The 25,197-nt window shown below is 44.8% G+C and carries 20 protein-coding genes and 1 other annotated feature; of the genes, 14 read left to right on the top strand and 6 right to left on the bottom strand.

The features are described 5' to 3' along the window. Position 1: 1 nt before the first annotated feature. A complete protein-coding gene (locus R7Q48_RS18605) occupies positions 2-1,471 on the bottom strand; it encodes a glutamate synthase subunit beta (RefSeq protein ID WP_025768420.1) in 1,470 nt (489 codons plus the stop codon). Then, a complete protein-coding gene (gene gltB, locus R7Q48_RS18600; protein ID WP_025768421.1) occupies positions 1,471-6,021 on the bottom strand; it encodes a glutamate synthase large subunit in 4,551 nt (1,516 codons plus the stop codon). The genes R7Q48_RS18605 and gltB overlap by 1 nt, the downstream gene beginning before the upstream one ends. Before the next feature lie 551 nt (positions 6,022-6,572). On the opposite strand from gltB, the gene R7Q48_RS18595 reads away from it, so the two are divergent. The 4 genes from R7Q48_RS18595 to R7Q48_RS18580 all read left to right on the top strand — a co-directional run bounded on the left by R7Q48_RS18595 (position 6,573) and on the right by R7Q48_RS18580 (position 12,356). Then, complete coding sequence (locus R7Q48_RS18595; protein WP_017633631.1) at positions 6,573-7,532, top strand: TIGR01212 family radical SAM protein; 960 nt, start codon at positions 6,573-6,575, stop codon at positions 7,530-7,532. 35 nt (positions 7,533-7,567) lie between these two features. After that, positions 7,568-9,313 carry a GGDEF domain-containing protein gene (locus R7Q48_RS18590; protein WP_033906101.1) on the top strand — a complete coding sequence of 582 codons (1,746 nt, stop codon included), beginning with the start codon at positions 7,568-7,570 and terminating at the stop codon, positions 9,311-9,313. 237 nt (positions 9,314-9,550) lie between these two features. Beyond that, positions 9,551-11,905, top strand: coding sequence for an aerobic respiration two-component sensor histidine kinase ArcB (gene arcB, locus R7Q48_RS18585; RefSeq protein ID WP_005381826.1), 2,355 nt, complete (start codon positions 9,551-9,553; stop codon positions 11,903-11,905). A gap of 1 nt (position 11,906) precedes the next feature. After that, on the top strand, positions 11,907-12,356 hold the full coding sequence (locus R7Q48_RS18580; RefSeq protein WP_005381825.1) for a hypothetical protein: 450 nt from the start codon (positions 11,907-11,909) through the stop codon (positions 12,354-12,356). 85 nt (positions 12,357-12,441) lie between these two features. On the opposite strand, the gene arcA is transcribed toward R7Q48_RS18580, so the two are convergent. Beyond that, the gene (gene arcA / locus R7Q48_RS18575) at positions 12,442-13,158 is read right to left on the bottom strand and encodes a two-component system response regulator ArcA (protein ID WP_005381824.1); all 717 of its coding nucleotides are present in this window, start codon (positions 13,156-13,158) and stop codon (positions 12,442-12,444) included. 361 nt (positions 13,159-13,519) lie between these two features. On the opposite strand from arcA, the gene R7Q48_RS18570 reads away from it, so the two are divergent. Both R7Q48_RS18570 and R7Q48_RS18565 read left to right on the top strand, forming a co-directional pair. Continuing rightward, positions 13,520-13,927, top strand: a complete 408-nt coding sequence (locus tag R7Q48_RS18570) for a DUF3293 domain-containing protein (RefSeq protein ID WP_005381823.1) — start codon at positions 13,520-13,522, stop codon at positions 13,925-13,927. Between the two features lie 64 nt (positions 13,928-13,991). Next, positions 13,992-14,474 (top strand): putative 4-hydroxy-4-methyl-2-oxoglutarate aldolase, encoded by a 483-nt coding sequence (locus R7Q48_RS18565; protein WP_005381822.1) that lies wholly within the window; start codon positions 13,992-13,994, stop codon positions 14,472-14,474. Here R7Q48_RS18565 and R7Q48_RS18560 read toward each other — a convergent pair. Continuing rightward, positions 14,471-14,941: a hypothetical protein gene (locus R7Q48_RS18560; RefSeq protein WP_017821468.1), complete on the bottom strand. Its 471-nt coding sequence runs from the start codon at positions 14,939-14,941 to the stop codon at positions 14,471-14,473. The genes R7Q48_RS18565 and R7Q48_RS18560 overlap by 4 nt on opposite strands. A 423-nt stretch (positions 14,942-15,364) precedes the next feature. Between R7Q48_RS18560 and thrL the strand changes: the two genes are divergently transcribed. The 5 genes from thrL to R7Q48_RS18535 all read left to right on the top strand — a co-directional run bounded on the left by thrL (position 15,365) and on the right by R7Q48_RS18535 (position 21,063). After that, positions 15,365-15,442, top strand: coding sequence for a thr operon leader peptide (gene thrL / locus R7Q48_RS18555; protein WP_074192076.1), 78 nt, complete (start codon positions 15,365-15,367; stop codon positions 15,440-15,442). Then, positions 15,378-15,497, top strand: a sequence feature (Thr leader region). Its footprint overlaps the gene before it by 65 nt. Before the next feature lie 53 nt (positions 15,498-15,550). Next, positions 15,551-18,010, top strand: a complete 2,460-nt coding sequence (gene thrA, locus R7Q48_RS18550) for a bifunctional aspartate kinase/homoserine dehydrogenase I (protein ID WP_017821509.1) — start codon at positions 15,551-15,553, stop codon at positions 18,008-18,010. Positions 18,011-18,030: 20 nt separating this feature from the next. Continuing rightward, complete coding sequence (gene thrB, locus R7Q48_RS18545) at positions 18,031-18,987, top strand: homoserine kinase (protein ID WP_017635074.1); 957 nt, start codon at positions 18,031-18,033, stop codon at positions 18,985-18,987. Continuing rightward, positions 18,984-20,264, top strand: coding sequence for a threonine synthase (gene thrC / locus R7Q48_RS18540; protein ID WP_005381818.1), 1,281 nt, complete (start codon positions 18,984-18,986; stop codon positions 20,262-20,264). The genes thrB and thrC overlap by 4 nt, the downstream gene beginning before the upstream one ends. Before the next feature lie 139 nt (positions 20,265-20,403). Beyond that, positions 20,404-21,063 carry an NADPH-dependent FMN reductase gene (locus R7Q48_RS18535; protein WP_053350217.1) on the top strand — a complete coding sequence of 220 codons (660 nt, stop codon included), beginning with the start codon at positions 20,404-20,406 and terminating at the stop codon, positions 21,061-21,063. 111 nt (positions 21,064-21,174) lie between these two features. On the opposite strand, the gene grcA is transcribed toward R7Q48_RS18535, so the two are convergent. Beyond that, positions 21,175-21,552 carry an autonomous glycyl radical cofactor GrcA gene (grcA, locus tag R7Q48_RS18530; protein WP_005381814.1) on the bottom strand — a complete coding sequence of 126 codons (378 nt, stop codon included), beginning with the start codon at positions 21,550-21,552 and terminating at the stop codon, positions 21,175-21,177. 326 nt (positions 21,553-21,878) lie between these two features. Here grcA and nfo point away from each other — a divergent pair, with 326 nt between their 5' ends. The 3 genes from nfo (at position 21,879) to R7Q48_RS18515 (ending at position 24,398) form a co-directional block, all read left to right on the top strand. Then, complete coding sequence (gene nfo, locus R7Q48_RS18525; protein WP_017821508.1) at positions 21,879-22,763, top strand: deoxyribonuclease IV; 885 nt, start codon at positions 21,879-21,881, stop codon at positions 22,761-22,763. Between the two features lie 289 nt (positions 22,764-23,052). Beyond that, positions 23,053-23,733 carry a uracil-DNA glycosylase gene (gene ung / locus R7Q48_RS18520; protein ID WP_005382846.1) on the top strand — a complete coding sequence of 227 codons (681 nt, stop codon included), beginning with the start codon at positions 23,053-23,055 and terminating at the stop codon, positions 23,731-23,733. 113 nt (positions 23,734-23,846) lie between these two features. Beyond that, positions 23,847-24,398 (top strand): hemerythrin domain-containing protein, encoded by a 552-nt coding sequence (locus R7Q48_RS18515; RefSeq protein ID WP_017821507.1) that lies wholly within the window; start codon positions 23,847-23,849, stop codon positions 24,396-24,398. 236 nt (positions 24,399-24,634) lie between these two features. On the opposite strand, the gene R7Q48_RS18510 is transcribed toward R7Q48_RS18515, so the two are convergent. Continuing rightward, positions 24,635-24,820 (bottom strand): DUF3545 family protein, encoded by a 186-nt coding sequence (locus R7Q48_RS18510; protein WP_005381805.1) that lies wholly within the window; start codon positions 24,818-24,820, stop codon positions 24,635-24,637. Positions 24,821-25,197: the final 377 nt, after the last annotated feature.

Raw genomic sequence — 25,197 nt, 5'->3', positions numbered from 1 at the left:
GTTAAGCAGAAAGCATCAGTGAATCTGCTTTTGCTTCTAGGTTTGTGCCACCCATTAGATAATCATCGATAGCACGGGCACATTCGCGGCCTTCATTGATACAACGAACCACCAAAGATTGGCCTGTTCGCATATCACCAGCAGCAAATACGCCTTCTTGGTTAGTAGCAAAATCTTGAGTTGCTACGTTACCGCGATCGTCTAGTGCGATATCCAGTTGAGCAAGTACGCCTGTTGGTTCAGGGTGTAGGAAGCCCATCGCTAGAAATGCCATATCACATGGAATCACACGCTCGCTGCCTTCTACTTCTTTGAAGCTTGGGCGCTCGCCTGGTTTCGCATCTTGCCAAACGATATCAGCCAAACGAAGACCAGTAACTTCACCTTTGTCATTGCCGATGAACTCTTTGGTGAGGATGTTCCAGTGACGATCGACACCTTCCTCATGAGATGTCGAAGTACGCAGGATCATTGGATATTGAGGCCAAGGCATATTAGCAGGACGCTTTTCTGGTGGAATCGGCATGATTTCCACTTGAGTTACACTTGCTGCGCCGTGACGGTTTGATGTTCCCACACAGTCTGAACCCGTATCACCACCACCGATAACCACAACATGTTTACCCGCAGCGTGAATTTCTTCCGTTTTCAGGTCCATGTTATTGGCGCGACGGTTGTTTTGACCTAGGAACTCCATCGCGAAGTGAACGCCTTTTAGTTCACGACCCGGAACGGGCAAATCACGTGGAACCGTTGAGCCACCGGTTAGTAGAACCACATCGAACTCTTGACGCAATTGTTGAGCATTTACATCAACACCGACGTGTTGGTTTACTTTAAACTCAATGCCAGCTTCTGCCATTAGATTGATCTTGCGATCAATGACTTCCATGCTCAGTTTAAAGTCTGGGATACCAAAACGTAGCAGACCGCCCACTTTCTCGTCTCGCTCGAATACTGTCACGGTATGGCCTGCGCTGTTTAGCTGCTCAGCAGCCGCAAGACCAGCAGGTCCAGAGCCAATGATCGCCACCGTTTTACCAGTGCGAGAACGTGGCGTTTTTGGTTTGGCGTACCCTTCACGATACGCCGTTTCTACGATAGTTTTTTCGATATTACAGATAGTGATTGGGTCTTGGTTGATACCAAGAACACAAGCACTTTCACATGGAGCAGGGCAAACACGACCAGTAAACTCTGGGAAGTTGTTCGTCGAGCTTAGGATGTTCCAAGCTTCTTCCCAGCTATCACGATAAACCGCGTCGTTAAATTCTGGGATGATGTTACCGATAGGGCAGCCGTTATGACAAAACGGCACGCCACAATCCATACAACGAGAAGCTTGAGTATTGATCTTGTCACCAAACTCCTCGTTCAGAACGAACTCTTTGTTGTTCTTGATGCGTTCAGCTGGGTCAATCTTCTGTGGTAGTTCACGACCATGCTCTAAAAATCCAGTAGGCTTACCCATTATACGGCCTCCACTTGAGTTTCGTTTCCTTGAGACAGTGCTTCAGCTTTGCGTTTTTGAAGAACCGCTTTGTAGTCACGCGGCATTACCTTAGCCATAGAGGCTAGGCTAGCTTCAAAATTGTCTAGGAAAGACTGAGCGACTTCACTTCCTGTGAATTGAACATGCTTAGTTAGCATGTCGAGTAATAGATCTCTGTCTTCTTGCTCGATTGGATCTAGGTCTACTAGCTCTGGGTTCAGTTTCGACTCAAAGTCACCTGATTTATCCCATACGTATGCCACGCCGCCACTCATACCTGCGGCAAAGTTACGACCTGTTGAACCTAGGATAATTGCTGCACCGCCCGTCATGTATTCACAACCGTGGTCACCGACGCCTTCTACTACTACTTTCGCGCCTGAGTTACGAACACAGAAACGTTCACCAGCCATACCGCGAATGAAAGACTCACCCGAGGTTGCACCGTAGAAACACACGTTACCAACCACGATGTTGTCTTCCGCGACAATACTTGATTTTGCATCTGGGTAAAGTACTAAGGTACCGCCAGATAAGCCTTTACCCCAGTAGTCGTTCGCGTCGCCTTCCACTTCGAACTTCACGCCCTTAGCTAGGAATGCACCGAATGACTGACCCGCAGAACCTTTGAACTTCACGTTCATTGGCTGAGGTAGACCCGCATCTTTGTACACTTTCGAGATTTCGTTCGACAACATGGTACCTGCAGAGCGGTCCGTGTTGACGATAGGGAACTCGGCATTCACCGCTTCGCCTTTCTCTAGTGCAGGAATCGCTGCTTGAATCAGCTTACGGTCTAGCACTTCTTCTAGGTTGTGGTTCTGTTGAGCTTGGTTGAATACACCATCAGCTTCACGTGGTTGCTCAACGTGGAGAACAGGAGACAGATCTAGGTTCTTGTATTTCCAGTGAGAAATGTCTTGGCGAATCTTCAGCTTCTGACCTTGACCGACCATTTCATCGATAGTGCGGAAGCCAAGTTCAGCCATGATTTCACGTAGACCTTGTGCCATGTATTGGAAGAAGGTTACGACGTCTTCAACGCGACCATCAAAGCGCTCGCGAAGCGTCTTGTTCTGAGTCGCGATACCAACAGGACAAGTGTTCTTATGACACTTACGCATCATGATACAACCTTCAACCACTAATGCTGCGGTTGCTACGCCCCATTCTTCAGCACCAAGTAGTGTTGCCACTGCAAGGTCGCGAGGTGTCTTCATCTGACCATCCGCTTGAACCACGATACGGTTACGTAGACCGTTCTTCAGTAGCGTTTGGTGCGTTTCTGCCAAGCCAAGTTCCCAAGGAAGACCTGTATGGCGGATTGAAGACATTGGTGATGCACCTGTACCGCCGTCGAAACCTGCGATTAGTACAACGTCCGCTTTCGCTTTCGCGACACCAGAAGCGATCGTACCTACGCCTGCTTCTGATACCAGCTTCACGTTTACACGGCCTGCGCGGTTCGCGTTCTTCAAGTCGTAGATAAGCTGAGCCAAATCTTCGATTGAGTAGATATCGTGGTGTGGTGGTGGAGAGATAAGGCCAACGCCCGGAGTCGAGTGACGCGTTGCACCGATCCAGTCATCTACTTTATCGCCTGGTAGCTGACCACCTTCACCTGGCTTCGCACCTTGAGCCATTTTGATTTGTAGCTCTTCAGCGTTAGTTAGGTAGTAAGAGGTTACGCCGAAACGACCTGAAGCCACCTGCTTGATTGCAGAGCGTTCCCAATCGCCGTTCTCTTTGCGCTCGAAACGCATTGGGTCTTCACCACCTTCACCAGAGTTCGATTTCGCGCCAAGACGGTTCATCGCAACTGCCAGTGTGGAGTGTGCTTCGTAAGAAATAGAACCGAATGACATTGCACCTGTCGCGAAGCGTTTCACGATGCTTTCAATTGGCTCGACTTCATCGATAGAGATAGAGCCTGCTGGGTTTTTAATGAACTCAAGTTGGCTACGCAGAGTTACCGCGTTGTCACCTTGCTTATCTACTGCAGTCGCGTATTGCTTGAACTGATCGTAGTTCTTGTTGCGCGTAGACTCTTGCAGTAGAGAAATGGTTTCTGGGTTGAATAGGTGCTTCTCACCACGCTGTTTCCATTGGTAAACACCACCAACATCCAGCATTTGAATTGGGATTTCGCGTTGTGGGTAACCGATGCGGTGACGGATCAGCACTTCTTTGGCGATATCATCAAGGGTTAGACCTTGGATACGAGAAACTGTACCTGTGAAGTATTTGTCTACCACGGATTTATGGATGCCCAAGGCTTCGAAGATTTGCGCACCATGGTACGACTGTAGCGTTGAGATACCCATCTTCGAGAAGATCTTCAGAAGACCGCCATTGATCGCTTTACGGTAGTTGTTGAACAGATCACGAGGGTTCGCTTCTGGATCCAACTTCTTCGTACGTTGAAGTTCAATGATGGTTTCAATCACTAGGTAAGGGTTAACCGCATTCGCACCGTAACCAAGTAGCGTTGCAAAGTGGTGCGTTTCACGCGCGTCACCAGTTTCAACCACGATGTCACACTTCGCACGTAGACCTTTACGGATCAAGTGGTGGTGTACCGCACCAACTGCCAGCATTGCTGGGATCGCCGCGTGGTTTGAATTCACTGCACGGTCAGTGAGTAGGATGATTGAGTAACCATCGATAACCGCGTCTTCTGCGTATTGGCAGATACGTTTTAGTGCACGCTCAAGCTTGCCTTGATCTTCATTGGCTTGGAACACGATATCCAGCGTCTTCGCTTGTAGGTGCTCGTTATCGATCGCACGCAGCTTTTCAAGCTCTGAGTTGGCTAGAACAGGTGATTCCAATTCTACTTTCTGACAGTGAAGTGGTGTTTCAGTCAGAAGGTTTTGGTCTTTACCCAAGTAAGTGTTCAGCGACATAACCATACGCTCACGGATCGGGTCGATCGGTGGGTTAGTTACCTGTGCAAACAGCTGCTTGAAGTAGTTTGAAAGATGCTGAGATTGATGAGATAGAACCGCAAGAGGCCAGTCGGCACCCATTGCTGATAATGGCTCTTTCGCATCATTCGCCATTGGAACGATGATTTCGTTCACTTCTTCAGTGCTTACGCCAAACGCTTGTTGGCGGTGTAGAAGGTGTTCTGGCTTAGGTTGGCTGAACTGGTTGCTCGCATCTGGCAGCTTCTTCAAGCTCAGTAGGTTTTCTTCTACCCATTTCTCGTAAGGCTGTGCTGTTGCGATGGTGTCTTTCACTTCTTCATCGGAGATGATGCGACCTTGCTCTAGGTCTGCAACGAAGATACGACCCGGTTGTAGGCGACCACGGAACTCAACGTTCTCTGGTTCTATATCCACAACACCAGATTCAGATGCCATCACTAGGAAGTTATCTTTGGTCACTGTGTAGCGAGAAGGGCGCAAACCGTTACGGTCTAGTGTCGCACCAACTTGAACACCATCAGTAAAACATACTGAAGCAGGACCATCCCATGGTTCCATGATGTTCGCGTGGTACTGATAGAACGCGCGACGTTTAGGATCCATGTTTTTGTTTTCTTGCCATGCTTCCGGGATCATCATCATCAATGCGTGTGGCAGGCTGCGACCAGACAGAACTAGGAGCTCAAGTGCCATGTCAAAGTTAGATGAATCTGAGCTGCCTTCCTGACAGATTGGAAGAAGCATGTCGATTTCAGCCTGAGTAAACAGGTCTGATTCTAGAATTGCTTCACGGGCTTTCATCCAGTTCAAGTTACCGCGAACTGTATTGATTTCACCGTTGTGGGCAATGTAACGGAAAGGCTGTGCAAGACGCCATTTCGGGAAGGTATTGGTAGAGAAGCGAGAGTGTACCAGTGCTAGTGCAGTCACCATGGTCGGGTTTTGCAGATCAAGGAAGTACTGAGGTACTTGCTCGGTCGTTAACTGACCTTTGTACACCAATGTCTTGTAAGACATTGAGTTAATGTAGAAGTCGTCACCAATGTTCGAAACGCTTTCTAGGCAAACACGTACAGTGTAGTTACGAAGTACGTACAGTTTGCGCTCTAGCTCTTCAGGTGTGATGCCAGGGCCACCAGAGATAAACACATGCTCAAACTGAGGTTCTGTGCTTAGTGGGTCTGCACCGATCATTGAGTTATCGGTTGGCAATACGCGGTAGCCGATAACTTCAAGGTCTAGACGTTGTGCATTACGTTCTAGAATGTCACGGCATTGCTCGCGTTTGTATTCGTCTTTCGGGAAAAGAACGACACCAACACCATACTTTTCAAACGAAGGCAGTTTAATGCCTAGCTTAACGGCTTCTTCTAATAGGAATTCATGAGGTTTTTGTAGCAAGATACCCGCACCGTCACCGCTGCATGGGTCACAACCTTGACCACCACGGTGTTCCATGCGAGCCAGCATATCCAATGCTTGAGTCACTACTTCATGAGATTTACGGTTTTTAAGGTGAGCAACAAAACCGATACCACAAGCGTCATGCTCCAGTTCCGGAGTGTACAGACCCTGTGGATTTTGCTCTCTATCTACCATAGATACATCCTTCCAGTTCAATGTCGACGCAAAAGTACCGGGCAGAAAATACTACCTAGACTATTGATTACGTCTTGTCCTTTATATTTATTATCGCCACCGATCTAGGTTGACCGGTCTTGATTCCTTTCCGTATCTCGCAGGAAAAGTTTTGCGAGAAAAACAATCCTTGGTGGTATCCCTTTATTTATTATCACTATCTAGTGATTTATATAGGTAGGAGTGGGATAACACCGACAAATCCCGCAGTGTGCTTTGTAATAAAAGTCACAAAAATAACGGGGTTGTGTAAGTATCCTACAATTTTGTCACTTCAGAATGCAATGAAAAAGTCGGCGTTGTGACCCAATTTTTTCGTTTAATTATGCATTTTTAGTTTAACATTTACGCAACATGAACGTTTTTTGTCTTTAATTATGCAAGTTTATTGATTTTGACCCGCATGATGGGTGTTTGAATTGATTAATATTGTGTGTTTTTTCTTGCAGGGATGTAATTTATTTACACAGATCGTAGTGAGATTGATTACGATTTATTGTTGGTGAGAATTTATGCAGTTACATGAGTTGGTCAATACAATCGGCCAAGATCTTCAGCGTCGATACGGTGAAAAGGTTCATAAGTTAACATTGCACGGTGGATTTAGTTGCCCTAACCGCGATGGCACGATTGGGCGGGGAGGATGTACATTTTGCAATGTGGCTTCGTTTGCAGATGAAGAAGTCCAGATAAAAAGCATTCACGAACAGTTAAAAGATCGCGCAGGTGAAATTCACAGAGCGAAGAAGTATCTCGCTTATTTTCAGGCCTACACCAGTACCTATGCAGAAGTACAAGTTCTCAAAAACATGTATGAGGAAGCACTAAAGGCTGCAGACATGGTTGGTCTTTGTGTGGGGACGCGTCCTGATTGCGTCCCTGATGCGGTATTGGATTTACTGTCGGGCTATGTACAGCAAGGTTATGAAATTTGGCTAGAACTAGGTCTTCAAACCGCCAACAATGACACCCTAAAACGTATCAATCGTGGTCATGACTTTGAGTGTTATGCCGAAATCACTAAGCGTGCGCGAACACTCGGAATCAAGGTTTGTACTCACTTAATTGTGGGTTTACCCAAAGAAACCCGCGCCGAAAATATTGAAACGCTGCAAAAAGTGTTAGCCGTGGGAACGGATGGCATCAAGTTACATGGCTTGCATATTGTCGAAGGTAGCACCATGGCGAAAGCTTGGCGTGCTGGAAAGCTAGAAGCCCCTGAATTAGAAGAATATGTTGCGATCGCCAGTGAAATGATTCGTATGACACCACCAGATGTGATTTATCATCGCGTTTCATCAGCAGCTAGGAGGCCCACGTTATTATCGCCTCTGTGGTGTGAAAACCGTTGGCTAGCGATGACGGAAATTGGTCGAGATCTCAGTGCTCATGGTGCTCAAGGGAGTCTTACGGGGAATACCTTTATCTATACTAAACCGGAATTAATAGCAGATCGCTCAATAAATAACTGATATATTTTAACCAGTGTTCTTTGAAGGTTTAAACGATGGATCAGTTACTCAATTGGCTTTGGGGTGGTCAAGGCGGTTATGGCTATGTCGTCTTGTTGTTAATCGCAGGCGTGTGCGCGTTAGCACTGATCTATTTGCACTTTCAGACATCACTTAAGCAACTAGTAACGGATTCTCCCTATCCAGTCATAGTGGTGGACACTAGCCATGCTCAGCTCTTGCTATCTAACCAGGCTGCGATGCAGTTATTAGGCATTCGCTCTTTGGGAACGGGGTATTTGTATCCTGCTTTATTCGATATTCATGAGCTTGAGCAGTTTCTCGATCGCTTCTCTAGTCGTCATTTTCGTCAGCAGGCTTTTGACTGGCGACTATCTGATAGTGAATCTATTAAAGTGGAGCTGTCAGGCAGAAAGAGTTTATTGCGCAATCATCGAGTTTGGATTCTTTATGCTCAGCCATATCAAGCCACTCACCAAGAGCAGCAACAAGAACTTGCACAATTAATCATCGCACGTTCGGCATTAGACTCACTTTCAGAGCTGATTTGTACCCAAGACCGCCAAGGCAATCTGTTAACGACCAATCGAGCATTTGATCAATTCTGGCAAGGGCGAAGGGAAGAAGCTTGCGCATCCAAGACCTTGGGTGAGATGACCAGAAAAAGCGAACGTAAATGGACAACGGATCCACAAGGTCGAAGTTGCTTACTGGAAGTCAATCAAAACTCTCTTGTTTCGCCGAGTGGTGAGCTTATCGGTACGCTGTCTATTAGTCATGACGTGACTGAATGGCACAAGATGCAACAGAATCTGCGAGATGAAATGGAGCGTCGCAAAGATACAGAGGTGGCGCTAGCGCAAAGAGATACTATCTTACAAACGATTCTGGATGCCAGTCCGGACTCTATTGGTATTTTCAATGAGAACATGGTCTATCAAGCGTGTAATCAGCCTTTTGTTAAGGCGTTAGGAATTTCAAAAATTTCTGATTTGATAGGTAAGCGCCTCCAAGACGTGATTCCTAAAGAGATGTACGCGCGCTTAGCAGACAGTGACTTAGAAGCATTACGCCAGTTAGAGCCAGTTCGATACATAGATAAAGTCGTGAGTAGTGATGGTAAAAGTACGTGGTTTGATGTGGTGAAATCGCCTTTTAAAGATAAAGCATCAGGAACGAATGGTGTGCTGATCATGGCGCGTGATATTTCTGAGCGTTATCTTGCAGAACAAAAGTTGGAAAAAGCCAACCTAGAGTTAGAAAAATTGAGCTTTATGGATAGCTTAACTCAAGTATCGAACCGACGCCGTTTCGATGAACAACTGCAGGTATTGTGGTACCACCATGCTAGAGAAAAGCTGCCGCTCACCATCATGTTATGTGACATCGACTTTTTCAAAGATTACAACGACTGTTACGGTCACCAACAAGGTGATGAAGCGTTAGTCAGTGTTGCTACCGTGTTTACACAAGTCATCAATCGTTCTTCGGATTGTGTTGCGCGTTATGGTGGCGAGGAGTTTGGTTTTATCTTGCCGAATACCACCACGGAAGGTGCGCGCAACGTAGCACAGCGTATTCATGAGAAAATTCTACAGCTTGATATGGAACACGACAGTTCAGAAGCATCTGAACGCCTTACCGTCAGTATCGGTCTAGTCTCTTACATTCCTCAGCATGGTGATGAACCCGAAATGGGCATCGCTATGGCTGACAGTGCGTTATATCAAGCTAAAGCTGATGGACGTAATCGCACTTGTATTCACCCCAGTTCTTGCTAACGCTTTGTGACCGCTTGCTCTAAGTTGATAGCTGATTGTTTAAATCACCGTATTAAACACGTTAAACTTACACAAGCCTGTGCGCTCGTTGGTTTATCTTTTTATCTCGTATCACAAGAGCAGATCGCACCGTGTGTTTTTCACTAATCAAACAGACCTAAATTGCGTTAGGTCGAGTGCATTTACCTGTTTTTCATCATCGAATGGCGCTATCTAGCCACCACCATGGAGTAGTTAATGAAACCCATGAAAAATCTCGCCCAGTATTATGTCGACTTGCTAGTCAAACTGGGGATTGTTCGCTTCTCTATTTTGCTAGCCCTTGCGCTGGTGGCATTAGCTGTTGTGGTGCAGGTAGGGATTACTTTAGCTCTCAAAGGGCGAGTAGATGATATCGACATTGTCCGTTCGGTGTTTTTTGGTCTATTGATCACCCCTTGGGCGGTTTACTTCCTCTCTGTGGTTGTCGATCAACTAGAAGAGTCTCGCCAGCGTTTAACTAAGCTGGTGTCCAAACTGAAGGACATGCGTTCGCGAGATCAAGAGCTGAATTACCAACTTCAACAAAACATTGAAAAGCTTAACCAAGAAATTGAAGAGCGTATTAAAGCGGAAGAAGCACGTGAAGAGGCGATGCAAGACCTCGAAAATGAGGTGTTCCAACGCGAACGTACTCAATTAGAGTTGGCAGAACGTACCGCATTACTGCGTTCATTTATTGATGCCTCACCAGACTTAATTTACTACCGCAATGCGGATGGTGTTTTCTCTGGCTGTAACCGCGCGATGGAAGAGCTAACGGGCAAGAAAGAGCACCAGTTAGTCGGATTAAGCCCTTGGGATGTGTATAGCAAAGAAATCGCCGAGCATATCGTTGATACTGACCAAAAGGTTTTTGCCGATAATCAAGCAATTACTTACGAGCAATGGCTCGAATACCCAGATGGTCGCAAGCATTACTTTGAGCTGCGTAAAGTGCCATTTTACAGCAAAGATGGCCGCCACCTTGGTCTCGTTGGGTTCGGTCGTGATATCACTGAACGTAAGCGCCATGAAGAGTCGTTAGAGAAAGCAAGCCGCGACAAAACTACCTTCATCTCAACCATCAGTCATGAGCTGCGAACGCCGCTGAATGGCATTGTAGGCTTAAGTCGTATGCTTCTAGATAGTCCGTTGACAGAAGAGCAGCGTAAACACATGCAGACCATCAATGTGAGTGCGATTACTCTAGGTAACATCTTCAACGATATTATCGATATGGATAAATTTGATCGCCGTAAGTTAGAACTATTACCTGCGCCACTTAACTTCGAAGACTTCGTCGCAGAGATTGAGAGTATCTCAGCTCTGATGGCGGAACAAAAAGGGTTACGCTTTGACTTAGAACGTTTAAGCGACTTGCCAAAAGCAATTGAAGTGGATGCAACCCGTCTACGTCAGGTGATTTGGAACTTGGTCAGCAACGCAATGAAGTTCACCAAGGAAGGTGGCGTTGTGATGACAGTGAGCGCGGATGTCGAAGACGATTTTGCGACCATTATTATGGAAGTGGAAGACACAGGTATTGGTATCCCAGACGAAGAGCTAGATAAGATCTTTGCGATGTACTACCAAGTGAAATCAGGCAAGGACAACCTGCATGCGGTCGGTACAGGTATTGGTTTGGCGGTATCTAAGCAACTGATCAATATGATGGATGGTGACATTACGGTTACCAGTGAGGAAGGCTTTGGTAGCACTTTTACTGTATCGATCCACGTTCCGATTGTTGAACTAGCTGAGCCAGTCATTGATGCGAAACGCGACAATGTGCGCCTCAACATATTTATGGTCGAAGACATCGAGCTTAACGTAACTGTGGCTAAATCGTTACTAGAGAGCCTAGGGCACTCTGTCACCGTGGCAATGACGGGCCAAGAAGCGTTAGTGAACTTTGTGCCAGAAAAATACGACTTAGCGTTGTTGGATATCCAACTGCCTGATATGACGGGCTTTGATGTCGCCAATTATTACCGCAAGCATTATAACAATCTTCCTCCATTGGTCGCCTTAACTGCTAATGTAATGAAAGATCGTCGTGAATACTTAGATAACGGCATGGATGATGCGATCAGTAAGCCGCTGGCAGTGAATGCTATTCAGTCAGTGATTGATAAATTCTTCGCTCACCAGTTAGAACAGCCTAAGGAAGTGGTGAGCGGTCCCGAAACAGTGGAAGAGCCAGTGCCTTCTCCTGTGATTGAGACACATTTGCTCGATATGGATATGTTAGAGTCTTACGTCGACATTGTTGGTGCAAAACCTGTCTACGACAGCATAAAAATGTTTGAAGATATGATGCCAGACTATATCGATGTCTTAGATTCGAACATGACAGCGAAAGATCAAGATGGGATTGTTTCTGAAGCGCATAAAATCAAAGGTGCTGCAGGTTCAATTGGCCTGAAACGTATCCAAAGTGTGGCGCAAAAAGCGCAATCGCCCGATATGCCAGCATGGTGGGAAAACATTTCAGACTGGGTTGAAGAGATCAAAAATGAATACCAAAACGATATTCAAGTCCTCAAAAGTTGGTTGGAACAAAGGAAATAACATGAAAAGAATCGCACCATTGGCATTAGCCATGGCATTGATGGCAGGCTGTAGTTCCGTTCCAAATGTGAATTGGCAACAAAACAGTCAGATTACGATTAATGAGGTTAATGTTGAGCTCAAAAGTAATTTATGGGTGAACCTCATGCCGAATATTGGGGACGTGGAAGAGCAAAGTATTCAAGGTGCACTTTACCTCGAAGGAGATCAGTTACTTCCTGCAAATCTAACGGCAGAAGCTCTTATTATTAAACAGGGGCAAAAAGAGTGGTTGGTGGACAGTGCGTCTTTAGATACTCGAACGCACAGTGAAAGCCGATGGGAGGTGGCGTTCTCGTCTCACATTGATGTGAACACAGAAAAATCGGTTGATATCGCAGTGCTTCTAGACGATGCGGGTAAACAGCGTTGGTTAGTCGAAAAGTACGTGAAGATTAACAAGGTTTATTAACCGCAATGATGTTGCATTAGTCGTTAGACCTAAAACAAAAAGGGCTTGCTCAATGAGCAAGCCCTTTGCATATTAGCGGTTAAATCTAATCTTCTAGATCGCCACAGAAGCGGTAACCTTCGCCGTGGATAGTGGCGATGATTTCTGGCGTACCTGAAACAGACTCAAAGTGCTTACGGATACGACGAATCGTTACGTCTACAGTACGGTCGTGTGGCTTAAGTTCACGACCAGTCATCTTCTTAAGAAGATCTGCACGAGTTTGAATCTTACCCGGGTTCTCACAGAAGTGCAGTAATGCGCGGAACTCAGAGCGAGGTAGCTTGTAGCTATCACCAGCAGGGCTTACTAGAGAGCGGCTGTTGATGTCTAGTACCCAACCGTTGAATTCATACTTTTCTACCGAGCGCTTCTCTTCTTGCACCGCGTTAGAGCTCATTGAGCGACTAAGTAGGTTACGTGCACGAATAGTTAGTTCACGTGGGTTGAATGGTTTAGTGATGTAGTCATCTGCACCAATCTCAAGACCTAGGATCTTGTCTACTTCATTGTCACGGCCTGTCAGGAACATTAAAGCAATGTTCGCTTGCTCGCGTAATTCACGCGCTAGTAGAAGGCCATTCTTGCCTGGAAGATTAATGTCCATAATAACCAAGTTGACTGAGTTATCAGACAACACTTGGTGCATCTCTTCACCGTCACTGGCTTCAAAAACAGCGTATCCCTCTGCTTCAAAAATACTCTTAAGAGTGTTACGAGTTACTTGCTCATCTTCAACGATAAGAATCTGCGGGGTTTGCATTGGCGGTACCTAAATTTGTGACAAAATTGTGCTAATAGAATAAATTCTAGGCAAAAATATAACATACAGGTAATGTGATTTTGATAATAAATCAAGTTGATCAAAAAAACACTTCTTTCAGTTATCCGCCCTCCATGGAATTTTGCCAACTCACCAGTATCCAATGGCGACGTTTATTCTAAAGGGCTTGTTTACCTTTCATTTCCTGCTTTCAGTGGGGCCTGAAACGTAAACACCCTAAGATATTGAGCGGATTTTATATTGTTAACAGCATGCTAACAATGCTCAAATGTTAATTCCATTCAGTTTGTTGATTTATATCAATTGATGAAATGTAACTGTTATTAATCGTTTAAGACTTATGATAGAAAAAAGTAATAAGAACATAGACGCATCGTTATGGAATGCTTATTCAGAATCTTTTTTCAGATTCGAAGCCGAGTGGCGTGTTTCAAACTATGCTGTGATAACCGCTTGGAACCCATACAGTAACTTGAGGTCCAAAGAAGAGAACAGCATAAACAATCACGCGTTAGAAAAACAGCTACAGCACGTTAATTACGCGCCTGTCACGGTAGGTGATAGCGCTTTTACATGGTATGAGGAAAGCTTTGCCGTCGAGTTGTCGCCAGAGGTAGCCGTTGAATTGGCGAGTGACTTTCAACAAAACGCGATTTATTACGTCATTAATGACCAACTTTATCTTATTGCGTGCTCGCAGCCGAAAGTTTTTCATACGTTAGGCTCCATTAAACCTCGGCTCGTATAGAAGGTATAGAAAAGGATACTGCTCACTGAAGCACCGCTTGGGTGAGAAAATTCACGGAGGAAATATGAGAGACATTACACCCGATATTTGTGACCAATTTGAAGACCAAGTGAGCTTGCTTACTTTACCATTGCAGAACTTTGGTCAACGTAGCGCTTTTTACGGTGAAATCGTTACGGTGCGCTGCTATCACGATAACTCGAAAGTGCGTGAAGTACTGGGCGAAGATGGAACGGGTAAAGTATTGATTGTTGACGGACATGGATCGTGTCAGAGAGCATTACTCGGCGATCAATTAGCGATACTCGGAATAGAAAATGGGTGGGAAGGTATCATTGTCTATGGTGCAATACGCGACGTAGCACAAATATCTCAAATGGACATTGGTGTTCAAGCTCTTGGAACTAACCCGTTTAAAACAGAGAAACGCGGGATAGGAGAGGTAAACGTAACCTTAACGATGCAAAACCAAATCGTTCAACCTAAGCACTACGTTTACGCGGACTGGAACGGTGTGTTGATTTCTAAGCAAAAGCTGGACTTCTAAAAACGAAAGCCTAAACCAACCTCAAAGCCTTGTTGCCAATCTTGGTAATCAAGAGTCGCGTGAAGATCCAGTTTATCGGTAATTTTTACGCGACTTGATACTTCAGCCGCGAGGCTACTGTCGTCTTGGCGAATACCTTCCGCTGTTTCATTCTTGTAAGAGCGAACTGTACTTTTCAGCGTGACACGATCATTAAAGTGATAGCTGATCCCACTCAAAAAACCACTTTGATTTTTGGTAGGAGAGTTATTGACTCGCGCACCGACATAAACGTCTACCGAATCAAAAAGTTCGTAAGCGTAACCCGTATCGATATTCCAAACATCAAAACTGTCAGACTGATAACTGTCGCTGGAAATGAATAGTTTATGAGGAGAAGGGGATATTTTACCTGGAAGCGGCGGAAGCTCGTTTGCTAGACAAACACCAGGCACAAAAAACAGCAACAGAAAAAGCCCTCTTTTCATGTTCACCACTCCTTGTGTCAACTTTTTTATTAGTATGCGCCCAAAGCTTCTCACTATTAAAGCATAGAATATGAAAGCTAGCTCACCTATTTTCTAAATAATTCGATCCTATGAACATAAGTCACAGTTAAGTTGTTGTTATGTGTCACAACCCTCTCGAATTATTTGATCGTACGTTTTATGGCAAAGATCAGACTAGTTATTAGATAAAAAACCGAACTGGTGATGATGGTTAAGTCCTTTACAAAAACTAACTGTAGATTTTTAAATGATCAATAATGTGTAATTAACTATAAATATCAATGACATTGCTTAGCAGAATTCTCTGAAAGATGGAAAAACAAACAATTTTTTGTTGACTATGTATCAGAAACTCGGTAAACGTAGAGTTAAGCAAACACAATTAACGTTGAATATTTATTTATGCCATCTAACAGCCTAGTAGTAATGACCACGACCATTATTATTACCGACACGACACATGTTGGGGCAGGCTGCTGAGCGAAAGAAATTCACAAAAAAGGCCTGTATCCAACAAGATACAGGCCTTTTTTTATGCTTTTTTATCCAGAATTTAGACAAATTTAAGAAGATATACCGGAGGAAGGGATGCGAGTATTGAAGTTTGGCGGATCATCACTAGCTGATGCAGATCGCTTTTTGAGAGCGGCAGACATTATTGCCAATAACGCTCAACAAGAAGAAGTGGCGGTTGTTCTTTCCGCTCCTGGTAAAACAACAAACAAATTGGTTGCGGTCATTGAAGGCGCATTGCGCAATGGTGAAGCAGAACTACAAATCAAAGAGTTGGAGGAGTCGTTTAAAACGCTCTTCACTCAAGTCCAAGCAGTACTACCCAATATCGATGGTTCAGCTTTCGATAACCAAGTGAAAACTTCTCTCTCTCAATTACGCCAATTCGTTCATGGCATCAATCTTCTTGGCATGTGCCCAAACAATGTTAATGCACGTATTATTAGCAAAGGCGAACGCGTTTCGATTCAATTGATGAAAGCGGTGTTAGAAGCCAAAGGCCAGCCTGCACATCTTATCGACCCAGTTGAATACCTATACGCAAAAGGTGATCACCTTGAAGCCATGGTCGATGTTGAAGTTTCGACTCAGAACTTCCGCCAGAATCCTCTTCCTCAAGGTCATGTGAACATCATGCCTGGCTTTACCGCAGGTAACGAGAAAGGTGAATTGGTAACACTTGGTCGCAATGGCTCTGATTATTCGGCGGCGGTTCTTGCGGCGTGTCTGCGCGCAGATTGCTGTGAGATCTGGACAGACGTAGATGGTGTGTACAACTGTGACCCTCGCTTAGTCGAAGATGCTCGCCTACTTAAATCTCTTAGCTATCAAGAAGCGATGGAGCTTTCTTACTTCGGTGCTTCCGTTCTGCACCCGAAAACCATCGCCCCAATCGCACAGTTCCACATCCCATGTCTGATCAAAAACAGCTTTAACCCACAAGGTGCAGGAACTTTGATTGGGCAAGACACTGGTGAAGACAATCTGGCGATCAAAGGTATCACGACGCTAAACGACCTAACTATGGTTAACGTCTCCGGCCCAGGTATGAAGGGTATGGTTGGCATGGCAAGCCGCGTATTTGGCGCAATGTCTTCCGCTGGTGTGTCTATTGTTCTTATTACTCAGTCTTCTTCTGAGTACAGCATTAGCTTCTGTATTGAGGCAGAAGATAAAGCAAAAGCGCAACAAGTACTGGCCGATGCGTTTGAGTTGGAACTGAAAGATAGCTTATTAGAGCCGGTCGAGTTTATTGATAATGTTTCAATCATAACGTTGGTTGGTGACGGCATGCGTACATCGCGCGGTGTTGCATCTCGCTTCTTCTCATCTCTTGCTGAAGTGAACGTAAACATTGTAGCCATCGCACAGGGCTCATCTGAGCGTGCTATCTCAGCCGTGATTCCTGAAGATAAAATCTCTGAAGCGATCAAAGCGTGTCACGAAAACCTATTCAACTCTAAGCACTTCTTAGACGTATTCGTGGTTGGTATTGGTGGCGTTGGTGGTGAGCTGGTGGATCAGATCGAGCGTCAACAGGCGAAGCTTGCGGAAAAAGGCATCGTTATTCGCGTGTGTGGCTTGGCAAACAGCAAAGGTCTTCTGCTTGATAGTGAAGGTCTGCCACTCGATCATTGGCGTGATCGTATGTCGGCAGCGACAGAAGAGTTCAGCCTAGCGCGTTTGATTTCTTTGGTTCAACGTAACCACATCATCAACCCAGTATTGGTTGACTGTACATCAAGTGAAGATATTGCGAATCAATACGCTGATTTCCTAGCTGCTGGTTTCCATGTCGTTACACCAAATAAAAAAGCAAATACAGCAAGCATGGCTTACTACCATCAGCTTCGCGATGTTGCGCGCAGCTCTCGTCGCAAGCTGATGTACGAAACAACTGTGGGGGCGGGTCTACCGGTAATCGAAAACCTGCAAAACCTAATCTCAGCGGGTGATGAGCTAGAGCGCTTCAGCGGTATTCTTTCTGGCTCTCTGTCATACATCTTCGGTAAGTTAGATGAAGGTATGAGCCTAAGTGAAGCAACTAATATCGCAAAAGAAAATGGTTTTACTGAACCGGATCCTCGTGATGACCTTTCTGGTATGGATGTCGCGCGTAAGCTTCTGATCCTAGCTCGTGAAGCAGGCATGTCTCTAGAACTAGAAGACGTTGTGGTTGATCAAGCACTGCCACCAGGTTTTGATGATTCTGGTAGCGTTGATGAATTTATGGCGCGTTTACCTGAAGCAGACGCCTACTTTAAAGAATTATCTGCAAAGGCAGCGGAAGAAGGCAAAGTACTGCGCTACGTTGGTGAGATTAATGAGGGCAAGTGCACAGTAAGCATCGCTGCGGTGGATGAAAACGATCCAATGTATAAAATCAAGGACGGTGAAAACGCACTGGCATTTTACAGCCGTTACTATCAGCCAATCCCACTAGTGTTACGTGGCTATGGTGCAGGCACCGAAGTAACGGCTGCGGGTGTATTTTCTGACGTGATGCGTACTTTAGGTTGGAAACTAGGGGTATAACAATAATGAGTTCAAGTGATATGGATGTAGTGGTTTATGCCCCAGCATCAATTGGTAATGTAAGCGTTGGCTTTGATGTGCTGGGGGCTGCCGTGTCTCCAGTGGATGGCACACTATTGGGTGACCGTGTATTGGTGAAATCTGGGGCTGACCCGTTCAGCCTTAAAACGGCGGGTGATTTTGTTGAGAAATTGCCAACTGAACCAAAAGAGAACATCGTCTACGACTGTTGGCTTGTGTTTGCTCGTGAGTTAGACAAAAAAGGCGTTGAGCTAAAACCACTTGAGATGACGCTAGAAAAGAACATGCCAATTGGCTCTGGTTTAGGCTCAAGTGCATGTTCTATCGTTGCTGCATTAGATGCATTGAACCGATTCCATGGACAGCCACTTAACGAGACAGAATTACTAGCGCTGATGGGAGAGATGGAAGGCAAGATCTCTGGTGGTATTCACTACGACAACGTTGCGCCATGTTACCTTGGTGGTGTGCAACTGATGCTTGAAGAGTTGGGTATCATCAGTCAAGAAGTACCTTGCTTTGATGATTGGTACTGGGTGATGGCGTATCCGGGTATCAAGGTATCAACGGCGGAAGCGCGTGAGATCCTACCATCTCAATACCGCCGACAAGATATCATTGCTCATGGTCGCCACCTTGCGGGCTTTATTCATGCGTGTCATTCTGGTCAGCCAGAACTTGCTGCAAAAATGATCAAAGACGTGATCGCAGAACCGTATCGTGAGAAACTGCTTCCAGGTTTTGCGAATGCACGTCAATACGCAGCGTCTGCGGGTGCATTGGCAACCGGTATTTCTGGCAGTGGTCCGACACTGTTCAGTATTTGCAAAGAGAAAGATGTCGCTGAGCGAGTTGCTCGCTGGTTAGAACAAAACTACGTACAAAACGAAGAAGGATTCGTCCACGTTTGTCGTCTAGATAAGCAGGGTTCGAAAGTAACAGGAAGTGAGCTATGAAGCTTTACAATATAAAAGAAAATGATGAACAAGTTTCCTTTGGCCAAGCCGTTCGCCAAGGGTTAGGCCGTAACCAAGGTCTATTTTTTCCATCGGAATTACCAAAATTTGAAGATATCGATGCGCTGCTTGCAGAAGACTTTGTCTCTCGTAGCACTAAGATTCTATCGGCGTTAATTGGAGATGAACTTACAGAGGAGCAAGTGAATGCCCTTGTTGATGCTGCGTTTCAATTCCCTGCGCCTATCAACCAAGTAAAAGACGGTGTTTATGCACTGGAACTGTTCCATGGTCCAACGCTTGCGTTTAAAGACTTTGGTGGTCGCTTTATGGCGCAATCTCTTGCTGCGGTTTCGGACGGCGGCAAGATCACCATTCTGACGGCAACGTCTGGCGATACTGGCGCAGCCGTTGCGCATGCTTTCTACGGTATGGAAGACATCAATGTTGTGATTCTTTACCCGAAAGGAAAAATCAGCCCACTGCAAGAGAAGTTATTCTGTACGCTTGGTAAAAACATTCACACTGTCGCGATCGATGGCGACTTCGATGCGTGTCAGGCACTGGTTAAGCAAGCTTTTGATGATTCAGCACTGCGTGAAGAGATCGGTCTGAACTCTGCAAACTCAATCAACATCAGCCGTTTGATGGCGCAAATCTGTTACTACTTTGAAGCAGCTGCGCAAATGAGCAAGCAAGAGCGTGAAAACCTAGTGGTATCAGTACCAAGTGGTAACTTTGGTAACCTAACTGCTGGTCTACTGGCAAAAGCGCTGGGCTTGCCTATCAAACGCTTTATCGCGGCAACTAATGCCAATGACACTGTTCCTCGCTACCTAGAAACAGGTAAGTGGGAGCCAAAACCAACAGTCGCAACAACATCGAACGCGATGGACGTGAGCCAACCAAACAACTGGCCTCGTATTGAAGAGCTGTGCCGCGTGAAAGAGTGGGGCTTGGAGACGTTAGGTAAAGGCGCAGTATCTGATGAGCAAAGCGCACAGTCAGTGAAAGATTTACATGCTCTAGGCTACCTATGCGAACCGCATGGTGCGATTGCTTACCGAGTGCTTGAAGAACAATTGCAAGACGGTGAAACCGGTCTGTTCCTATGTACTGCTCACCCTGCGAAGTTCAAAGAAGTCGTGGATGATATTCTAGAATCCGATATCGAGCTTCCTGCGCCACTAGCGAAGCACGCTGCGATGGAGCTGCTATCGGAAGAGCTCGACGCAGACTTTGACGCATTGAAACAAGTACTGCGCCGCGTGCAGTAAGCTTCAAAGTATAGTAAGTATCAAAAACAGAAATAACGAGAGGTGAATGAGTAATCATTCACCTTTTTTATTGTCGGTAAGTTTTGACTCTCTTTATGATTGAGAAACGAACTTAATTAAATGAGATGGAAAGAGAAGCATGCATTTTTTGATTTTTCTTGGCTCAGTGAGAGACAGCACGCCACCACGACCAGCCCGTTTAGGAATGCGAGTCAGTAAAGCGTGTGAAAAACTCATCGCGAGTCAACATTCGCAACATACGGTCGAAATCATCGACCCTTTGAATTACGACTTTGGTGATGTGTTTAAGCCCGAGTTTGCTTATCACCGCTCTAAAGTTCCGCAGAACCTAAGTGAGCTGGCAGACAAAATCAAACATGCGGATGGGTATGTGATGGTTAGCCCGGAATATAACCATTCGATGAGTCCTGCTCTGGCGAACACGCTTAACCATTTCGGCAGTTCGCTGTTTTCTTACAAGCCGAGTGCTATCGTGACCTATTCTGCCGGACAATGGGGTGGTGTTAGAGCTGCCGTTTCTATGCGTACCTTCTTATCTGAACTTGGATGTCTACCTGTCTCTGCGATGATCCACATTCCGAAAGCGCAAGAAGTGTTTGATGAACAGGGCGTTGCTGAGGATGAGTCGGAGCAGACGCAGTGGGATAACTATATGAATCGCACTATGCATCAATTGATTTGGTGGGCTGAAGGGGCGTCACTGCAAAGAGATAGGCGTGATCCAACCTCTTTAGCGCAAGCGTTTCAGAAAGATCCTTCGCAAAGAAATGCACCTTAGAGGCGAGTTGCTTTCCATTATAGAAAGGGTTTAGAAGGATTCTGAAACAAAAAAAGCTTGGTCATTGCAGACCAAGCTTTTTAAATTCTAGCGAGCTAGTTTACTGAGAGATTATAGAGTCTCAGTAAAAGTACGAGCGATTACATCACGTTGTTGCTCTGGAGTTAGCGAGTTAAAACGTACTGCGTAACCAGAAACACGAATAGTTAGTTGTGGGTATTTCTCTGGGTGTGCAACTGCATCTTCTAGTGTTTCGCGTTTAAGCACGTTCACGTTTAGGTGTTGGCCGCCTTCGATACGAGGAGCAGTTTCGATTGCAACTTCACGGCTTTCGTATTCACCTAGGTCGCTGATTGCGATAACTTGGTCTGCTTCGTAGCCAGCAGTTGCAGCAACACAGCGAGCTTCATTTTTTTCGCTATCTAATAGCCAGATAGAGTTTAGTAGGTCGTCGTTTGCCGCTTTTGTAATTTGGATACCTTGGATCATCACTATCTCCTAGACCACTTACGTGGTGATTATTGGTGTTAATTTTCGAATTTTCGTTGAGCTGAGTATTATATAGCTAATATCCACTATTTTAATATTGATTTAAGTCAAAAAACAACCAAAAACATTATTTTTATTAAGGTGATTTTATTGAGTTAAATCAATAAAACCTTTGAAAACAAACTAATTACAATTTATTTGAGAATATAAAAAATATTTAATAACTGGTTTTGTTGTAAATTTACTACAAATTGAGATTAAAGTTTAAACTGGTTAACGCAACTATCTGTATTTAGGTAGCAATACTGAAAGTCTAAAGTGATTAAATGACAAACATGAAAAACAAGCTTGGGAATAAACTCATTGGTGCACATGTCTCTGCTGCTGGTGGGGTCGATCAAGCTCCGTTGAGAGCTCGTGAAATTGGCGCGAATGCCTTCGCACTATTTACAAAAAACCAACGCCAGTGGGTGGCGAAGCCTTTAGAAGCAAAAACCATCAGTGCGTTTAAAGCGAACTGTAAAATGCTGGGTTTCGGAGCAGAGCATATTCTTCCCCATGATTCTTATCTGATTAACTTGGGTGCGCCGGAAGAAGAAAAGCTGAATAAATCCCGCGCGGCATTTATTGATGAAATGGAGCGTTGTAATCAGTTGGGGCTGACTTTGCTTAACTTCCATCCGGGCAGTCACCTAAAGAAAGTCTCTGAACAGGAGTGTCTCGCGACGATCGCCGAGTCGATCAATCTTGCGCATAAAGCGGTGCCGAATGTGATCGCTGTTATCGAGAATACGGCAGGTCAAGGCACTAACTTAGGCTGGAAGTTTGAGCACCTAGCTGAAATCATCGAGCAAGTGGAAGATAAAGATCGTGTCGGCGTTTGTATTGATACCTGCCATACCTTTACGGCTGGTTATGACTTACGTACAAAAGAAGATTGCGAGCGCACCTTTGCAGAGTTCGACCGTATCGTAGGTATGCACTATTTAAGAGCAATGCATCTAAATGATTCAAAAGTAGAGTTTGCCAGCAAAGTAGATCGCCACCATTCTCTAGGTAAAGGAGAGATCGGGTGGGATTGCTTTGAGTACATCGCGAAAGACCCTCGTTTTGATGGTATCCCTCTGATTTTGGAAACAATTGATCCAGATATTTGGCAGCAAGAGATCAACACGTTGCGTCAATTCCATTTAGCGGCCATTGACAGTTAATGGCGTAACCACAAAGTTGGCACCTTTCTTTCTTAGTCATTGAACATCAATCTCTGAATTAGCAAAGAAGGATGCCAACATGTCTCGACCATTCTCTTTTACTCCTTATACTTACACTCGTCGTGTGCTTCGCTTACCGATGCCTAATCGTCACATTACCGGACAGGGGCATTTTCGAACGCCACAGAAGCATTAGTCTTTTATTACTTGTCTCAAGTTCGTGGTAAGTTTTTGTTTGTTTGAGTTTCGCTCGTTAGAATAGAAGCAAAATTTAGGACAGGAACTTTCCATGAATCAGTCACCCACTTGGCACGATGTGATCGGCGAAGAGAAAAAGCAGAGCTACTTTGTAGACACCTTGAATTTTGTTGAAGCCGAACGCGCCGCAGGCAAAGCTATTTTTCCTCCCGCAAAAGATGTCTTTAACGCGTTTCGTTTTACCGAGTTCAAAGACGTTAAGGTCGTGATTCTAGGACAAGACCCATACCACGGCCCAAATCAGGCGCATGGCCTGTGTTTCTCTGTACTTCCTGGCATTAAAACGCCACCGTCACTGGTTAATATGTATAAAGAGCTGGCGCAAGATATTGAAGGTTTCCAAATCCCTCAGCATGGTTTTTTGCAAAGCTGGGCTGAACAAGGCGTATTGTTACTCAATACGGTATTAACGGTGGAGCAAGGTAAAGCGCATTCACATTCAAAGACAGGTTGGGAAACGTTTACTGACCGAGTGATTGAAGCCATTAATCAGCATCAAGAAGGTGTAGTGTTCTTGCTGTGGGGGTCACACGCGCAGAAGAAAGGGCGCTTTATCGATCGCAACAAGCACCATGTGTTAGCTGCCCCACACCCATCGCCACTTTCTGCACATCGAGGCTTTTTCGGTTGTAAGCATTTCTCTCAAGCAAACCAGTTGCTTACATCACAAGAAAAAGCACCAATTAACTGGCATTTGCCATTAACTGTATAAATGAAGAGACAGCGATCATGGATGCTATGATCGCTGTTTTTTTGAGCACGCTCGAGGCTGATAGTAAATTTCTCATGTACACTTACTAAAAGTAGGTGTTAAGGAGAGACGCTATGATGATCGAAAGAATTCGACGCGAACATGGTTATATGGTTCGTCTGTTGGCGATACTGCGCCATAAGCTTAATGAGATAAAAAAAGAACGTGTAATCAACTATGCGTTAGTAAGCGAGATTGTTGATTACCTCTCTAATCATTCGGAGAAAGTACACCACCCGAAAGAAGATATCCTCTATCACCACTTTCTTGAACACTATGGTAAGCAACAAACCATGGAAAATTTAGAGAAAGAACATCTAGAGTTAGCGAGTAAAACCAGAGAGTTTTCATCCGTGATAGAGATGATCCTTCAGGATGCTGTTGTGCCACAAGACATGTTCGTCGCTCACCTAGAAGATTTCATTGAATCGCAAAGGCGCCACTTGGAGCTAGAAGAGCGAAAAATTTTGCCTCTCATTGAAGAGTTATTTACCACAGAAGATTGGCAGCATGTCGAGAGCTTATGGAGCGTCAGTGAGGATGACCCTGTATTTGGTGACACGATTGCTGATCGTTATAAGCAGTTGGCCGAACGTGTTCGTCAAAGTGATACTGAGTATGTTTAAGACTGAATGATGAAACCTGAGCGAGCGAAAGTCGTCTCTCGGGTTTGTGAGATACACTTCTTATTTATTGGGAATCAAACGAAAATTTCGTGTGCATATTTCTCGGCAAAAAGTACGGAAGATTCTCATTGAGTAATAATGGTATTCATACTTAAACCTTGGTACATAAACTCACGGTGTTTACTTTCACTGTAAACAAAAAACAAAAGGCACCCGTAAGGTGCCTTTTGTTTGAATTAGAGTTTAATGTCTTCCAAGTTATAATCGGTACAGACATCAAGTTCGCGCAGCTCTTTAAGCAAATTGCGTCTGTCGTTCATCTCTTCTATTTCACGCCACTTTCGCTTTACTGGTTTGGCACGAGATTTGGTTGTTGAGGTAGTATCCAGATTAAAAATGTCATCTAGTTGAAAGCCTTCCATAAGCCACCTTTACCTTTCTTAAGCTAAACTGTTGTAACCAGTCCTTGTGGAGTTTTTTAAGTACCACAATAGCCGTGAGAATAACCATGATATATTTCGCATTTGTGTCGGTAGCATGACATTTTCGTGCAAAAATATTCTCAAAATCACACTTTTTATTGCAACTATGTGGATAAAAAATGCACAAACGATCTCAAGAAAACGATTAAATAGAGAGATTTTCTATGTTAATTCGATTTGATGAATGGGTGCACTGCGCAAAGGTTAAAGTTGCATAAAATCAGTTTGATGAAATAGTGTTCAATTAGATGGTAAGTCACTAGCGTAAATTTATGTAACACCTTGTGAATACTAGCTTGTTCTTGTTTATACGGTTT

It is taken from the genome of Vibrio sp. 378, assembly GCF_033339435.1.
Note: the sequence above shows the minus strand (reverse complement) of the source record. Positions and strands in the feature narration are given on the sequence as shown.

Bases quoted from the DNA above. Each gene is read 5' to 3' on its own strand.
- gltB (WP_025768421.1), bottom strand. From the start codon at position 6,021: ATGGTAGATAGAGAGCAAAATCCACAGGGTCTGTACACTCCGGAACTG.
- R7Q48_RS18605 (WP_025768420.1), bottom strand. From the start codon at position 1,471: ATGGGTAAGCCTACTGGATTTTTAGAGCATGGTCGTGAACTACCACAG.
- R7Q48_RS18565 (WP_005381822.1), top strand. From the start codon at position 13,992: ATGAGAGACATTACACCCGATATTTGTGACCAATTTGAAGACCAAGTG.
- R7Q48_RS18510 (WP_005381805.1), bottom strand. From the start codon at position 24,820: ATGGAAGGCTTTCAACTAGATGACATTTTTAATCTGGATACTACCTCA.
- arcB (WP_005381826.1), top strand. From the start codon at position 9,551: ATGAAACCCATGAAAAATCTCGCCCAGTATTATGTCGACTTGCTAGTC.
- arcA (WP_005381824.1), bottom strand. From the start codon at position 13,158: ATGCAAACCCCGCAGATTCTTATCGTTGAAGATGAGCAAGTAACTCGT.
- thrA (WP_017821509.1), top strand. From the start codon at position 15,551: ATGCGAGTATTGAAGTTTGGCGGATCATCACTAGCTGATGCAGATCGC.
- R7Q48_RS18535 (WP_053350217.1), top strand. From the start codon at position 20,404: ATGCATTTTTTGATTTTTCTTGGCTCAGTGAGAGACAGCACGCCACCA.
- thrB (WP_017635074.1), top strand. From the start codon at position 18,031: ATGGATGTAGTGGTTTATGCCCCAGCATCAATTGGTAATGTAAGCGTT.
- R7Q48_RS18570 (WP_005381823.1), top strand. From the start codon at position 13,520: ATGATAGAAAAAAGTAATAAGAACATAGACGCATCGTTATGGAATGCT.
- R7Q48_RS18590 (WP_033906101.1), top strand. From the start codon at position 7,568: ATGGATCAGTTACTCAATTGGCTTTGGGGTGGTCAAGGCGGTTATGGC.
- R7Q48_RS18560 (WP_017821468.1), bottom strand. From the start codon at position 14,941: ATGAAAAGAGGGCTTTTTCTGTTGCTGTTTTTTGTGCCTGGTGTTTGT.
- R7Q48_RS18595 (WP_017633631.1), top strand. From the start codon at position 6,573: ATGCAGTTACATGAGTTGGTCAATACAATCGGCCAAGATCTTCAGCGT.
- grcA (WP_005381814.1), bottom strand. From the start codon at position 21,552: ATGATCCAAGGTATCCAAATTACAAAAGCGGCAAACGACGACCTACTA.
- ung (WP_005382846.1), top strand. From the start codon at position 23,053: ATGAATCAGTCACCCACTTGGCACGATGTGATCGGCGAAGAGAAAAAG.
- thrL (WP_074192076.1), top strand. From the start codon at position 15,365: ATGCCATCTAACAGCCTAGTAGTAATGACCACGACCATTATTATTACC.
- nfo (WP_017821508.1), top strand. From the start codon at position 21,879: ATGACAAACATGAAAAACAAGCTTGGGAATAAACTCATTGGTGCACAT.
- R7Q48_RS18515 (WP_017821507.1), top strand. From the start codon at position 23,847: ATGATGATCGAAAGAATTCGACGCGAACATGGTTATATGGTTCGTCTG.
- R7Q48_RS18580 (WP_005381825.1), top strand. From the start codon at position 11,907: ATGAAAAGAATCGCACCATTGGCATTAGCCATGGCATTGATGGCAGGC.
- thrC (WP_005381818.1), top strand. From the start codon at position 18,984: ATGAAGCTTTACAATATAAAAGAAAATGATGAACAAGTTTCCTTTGGC.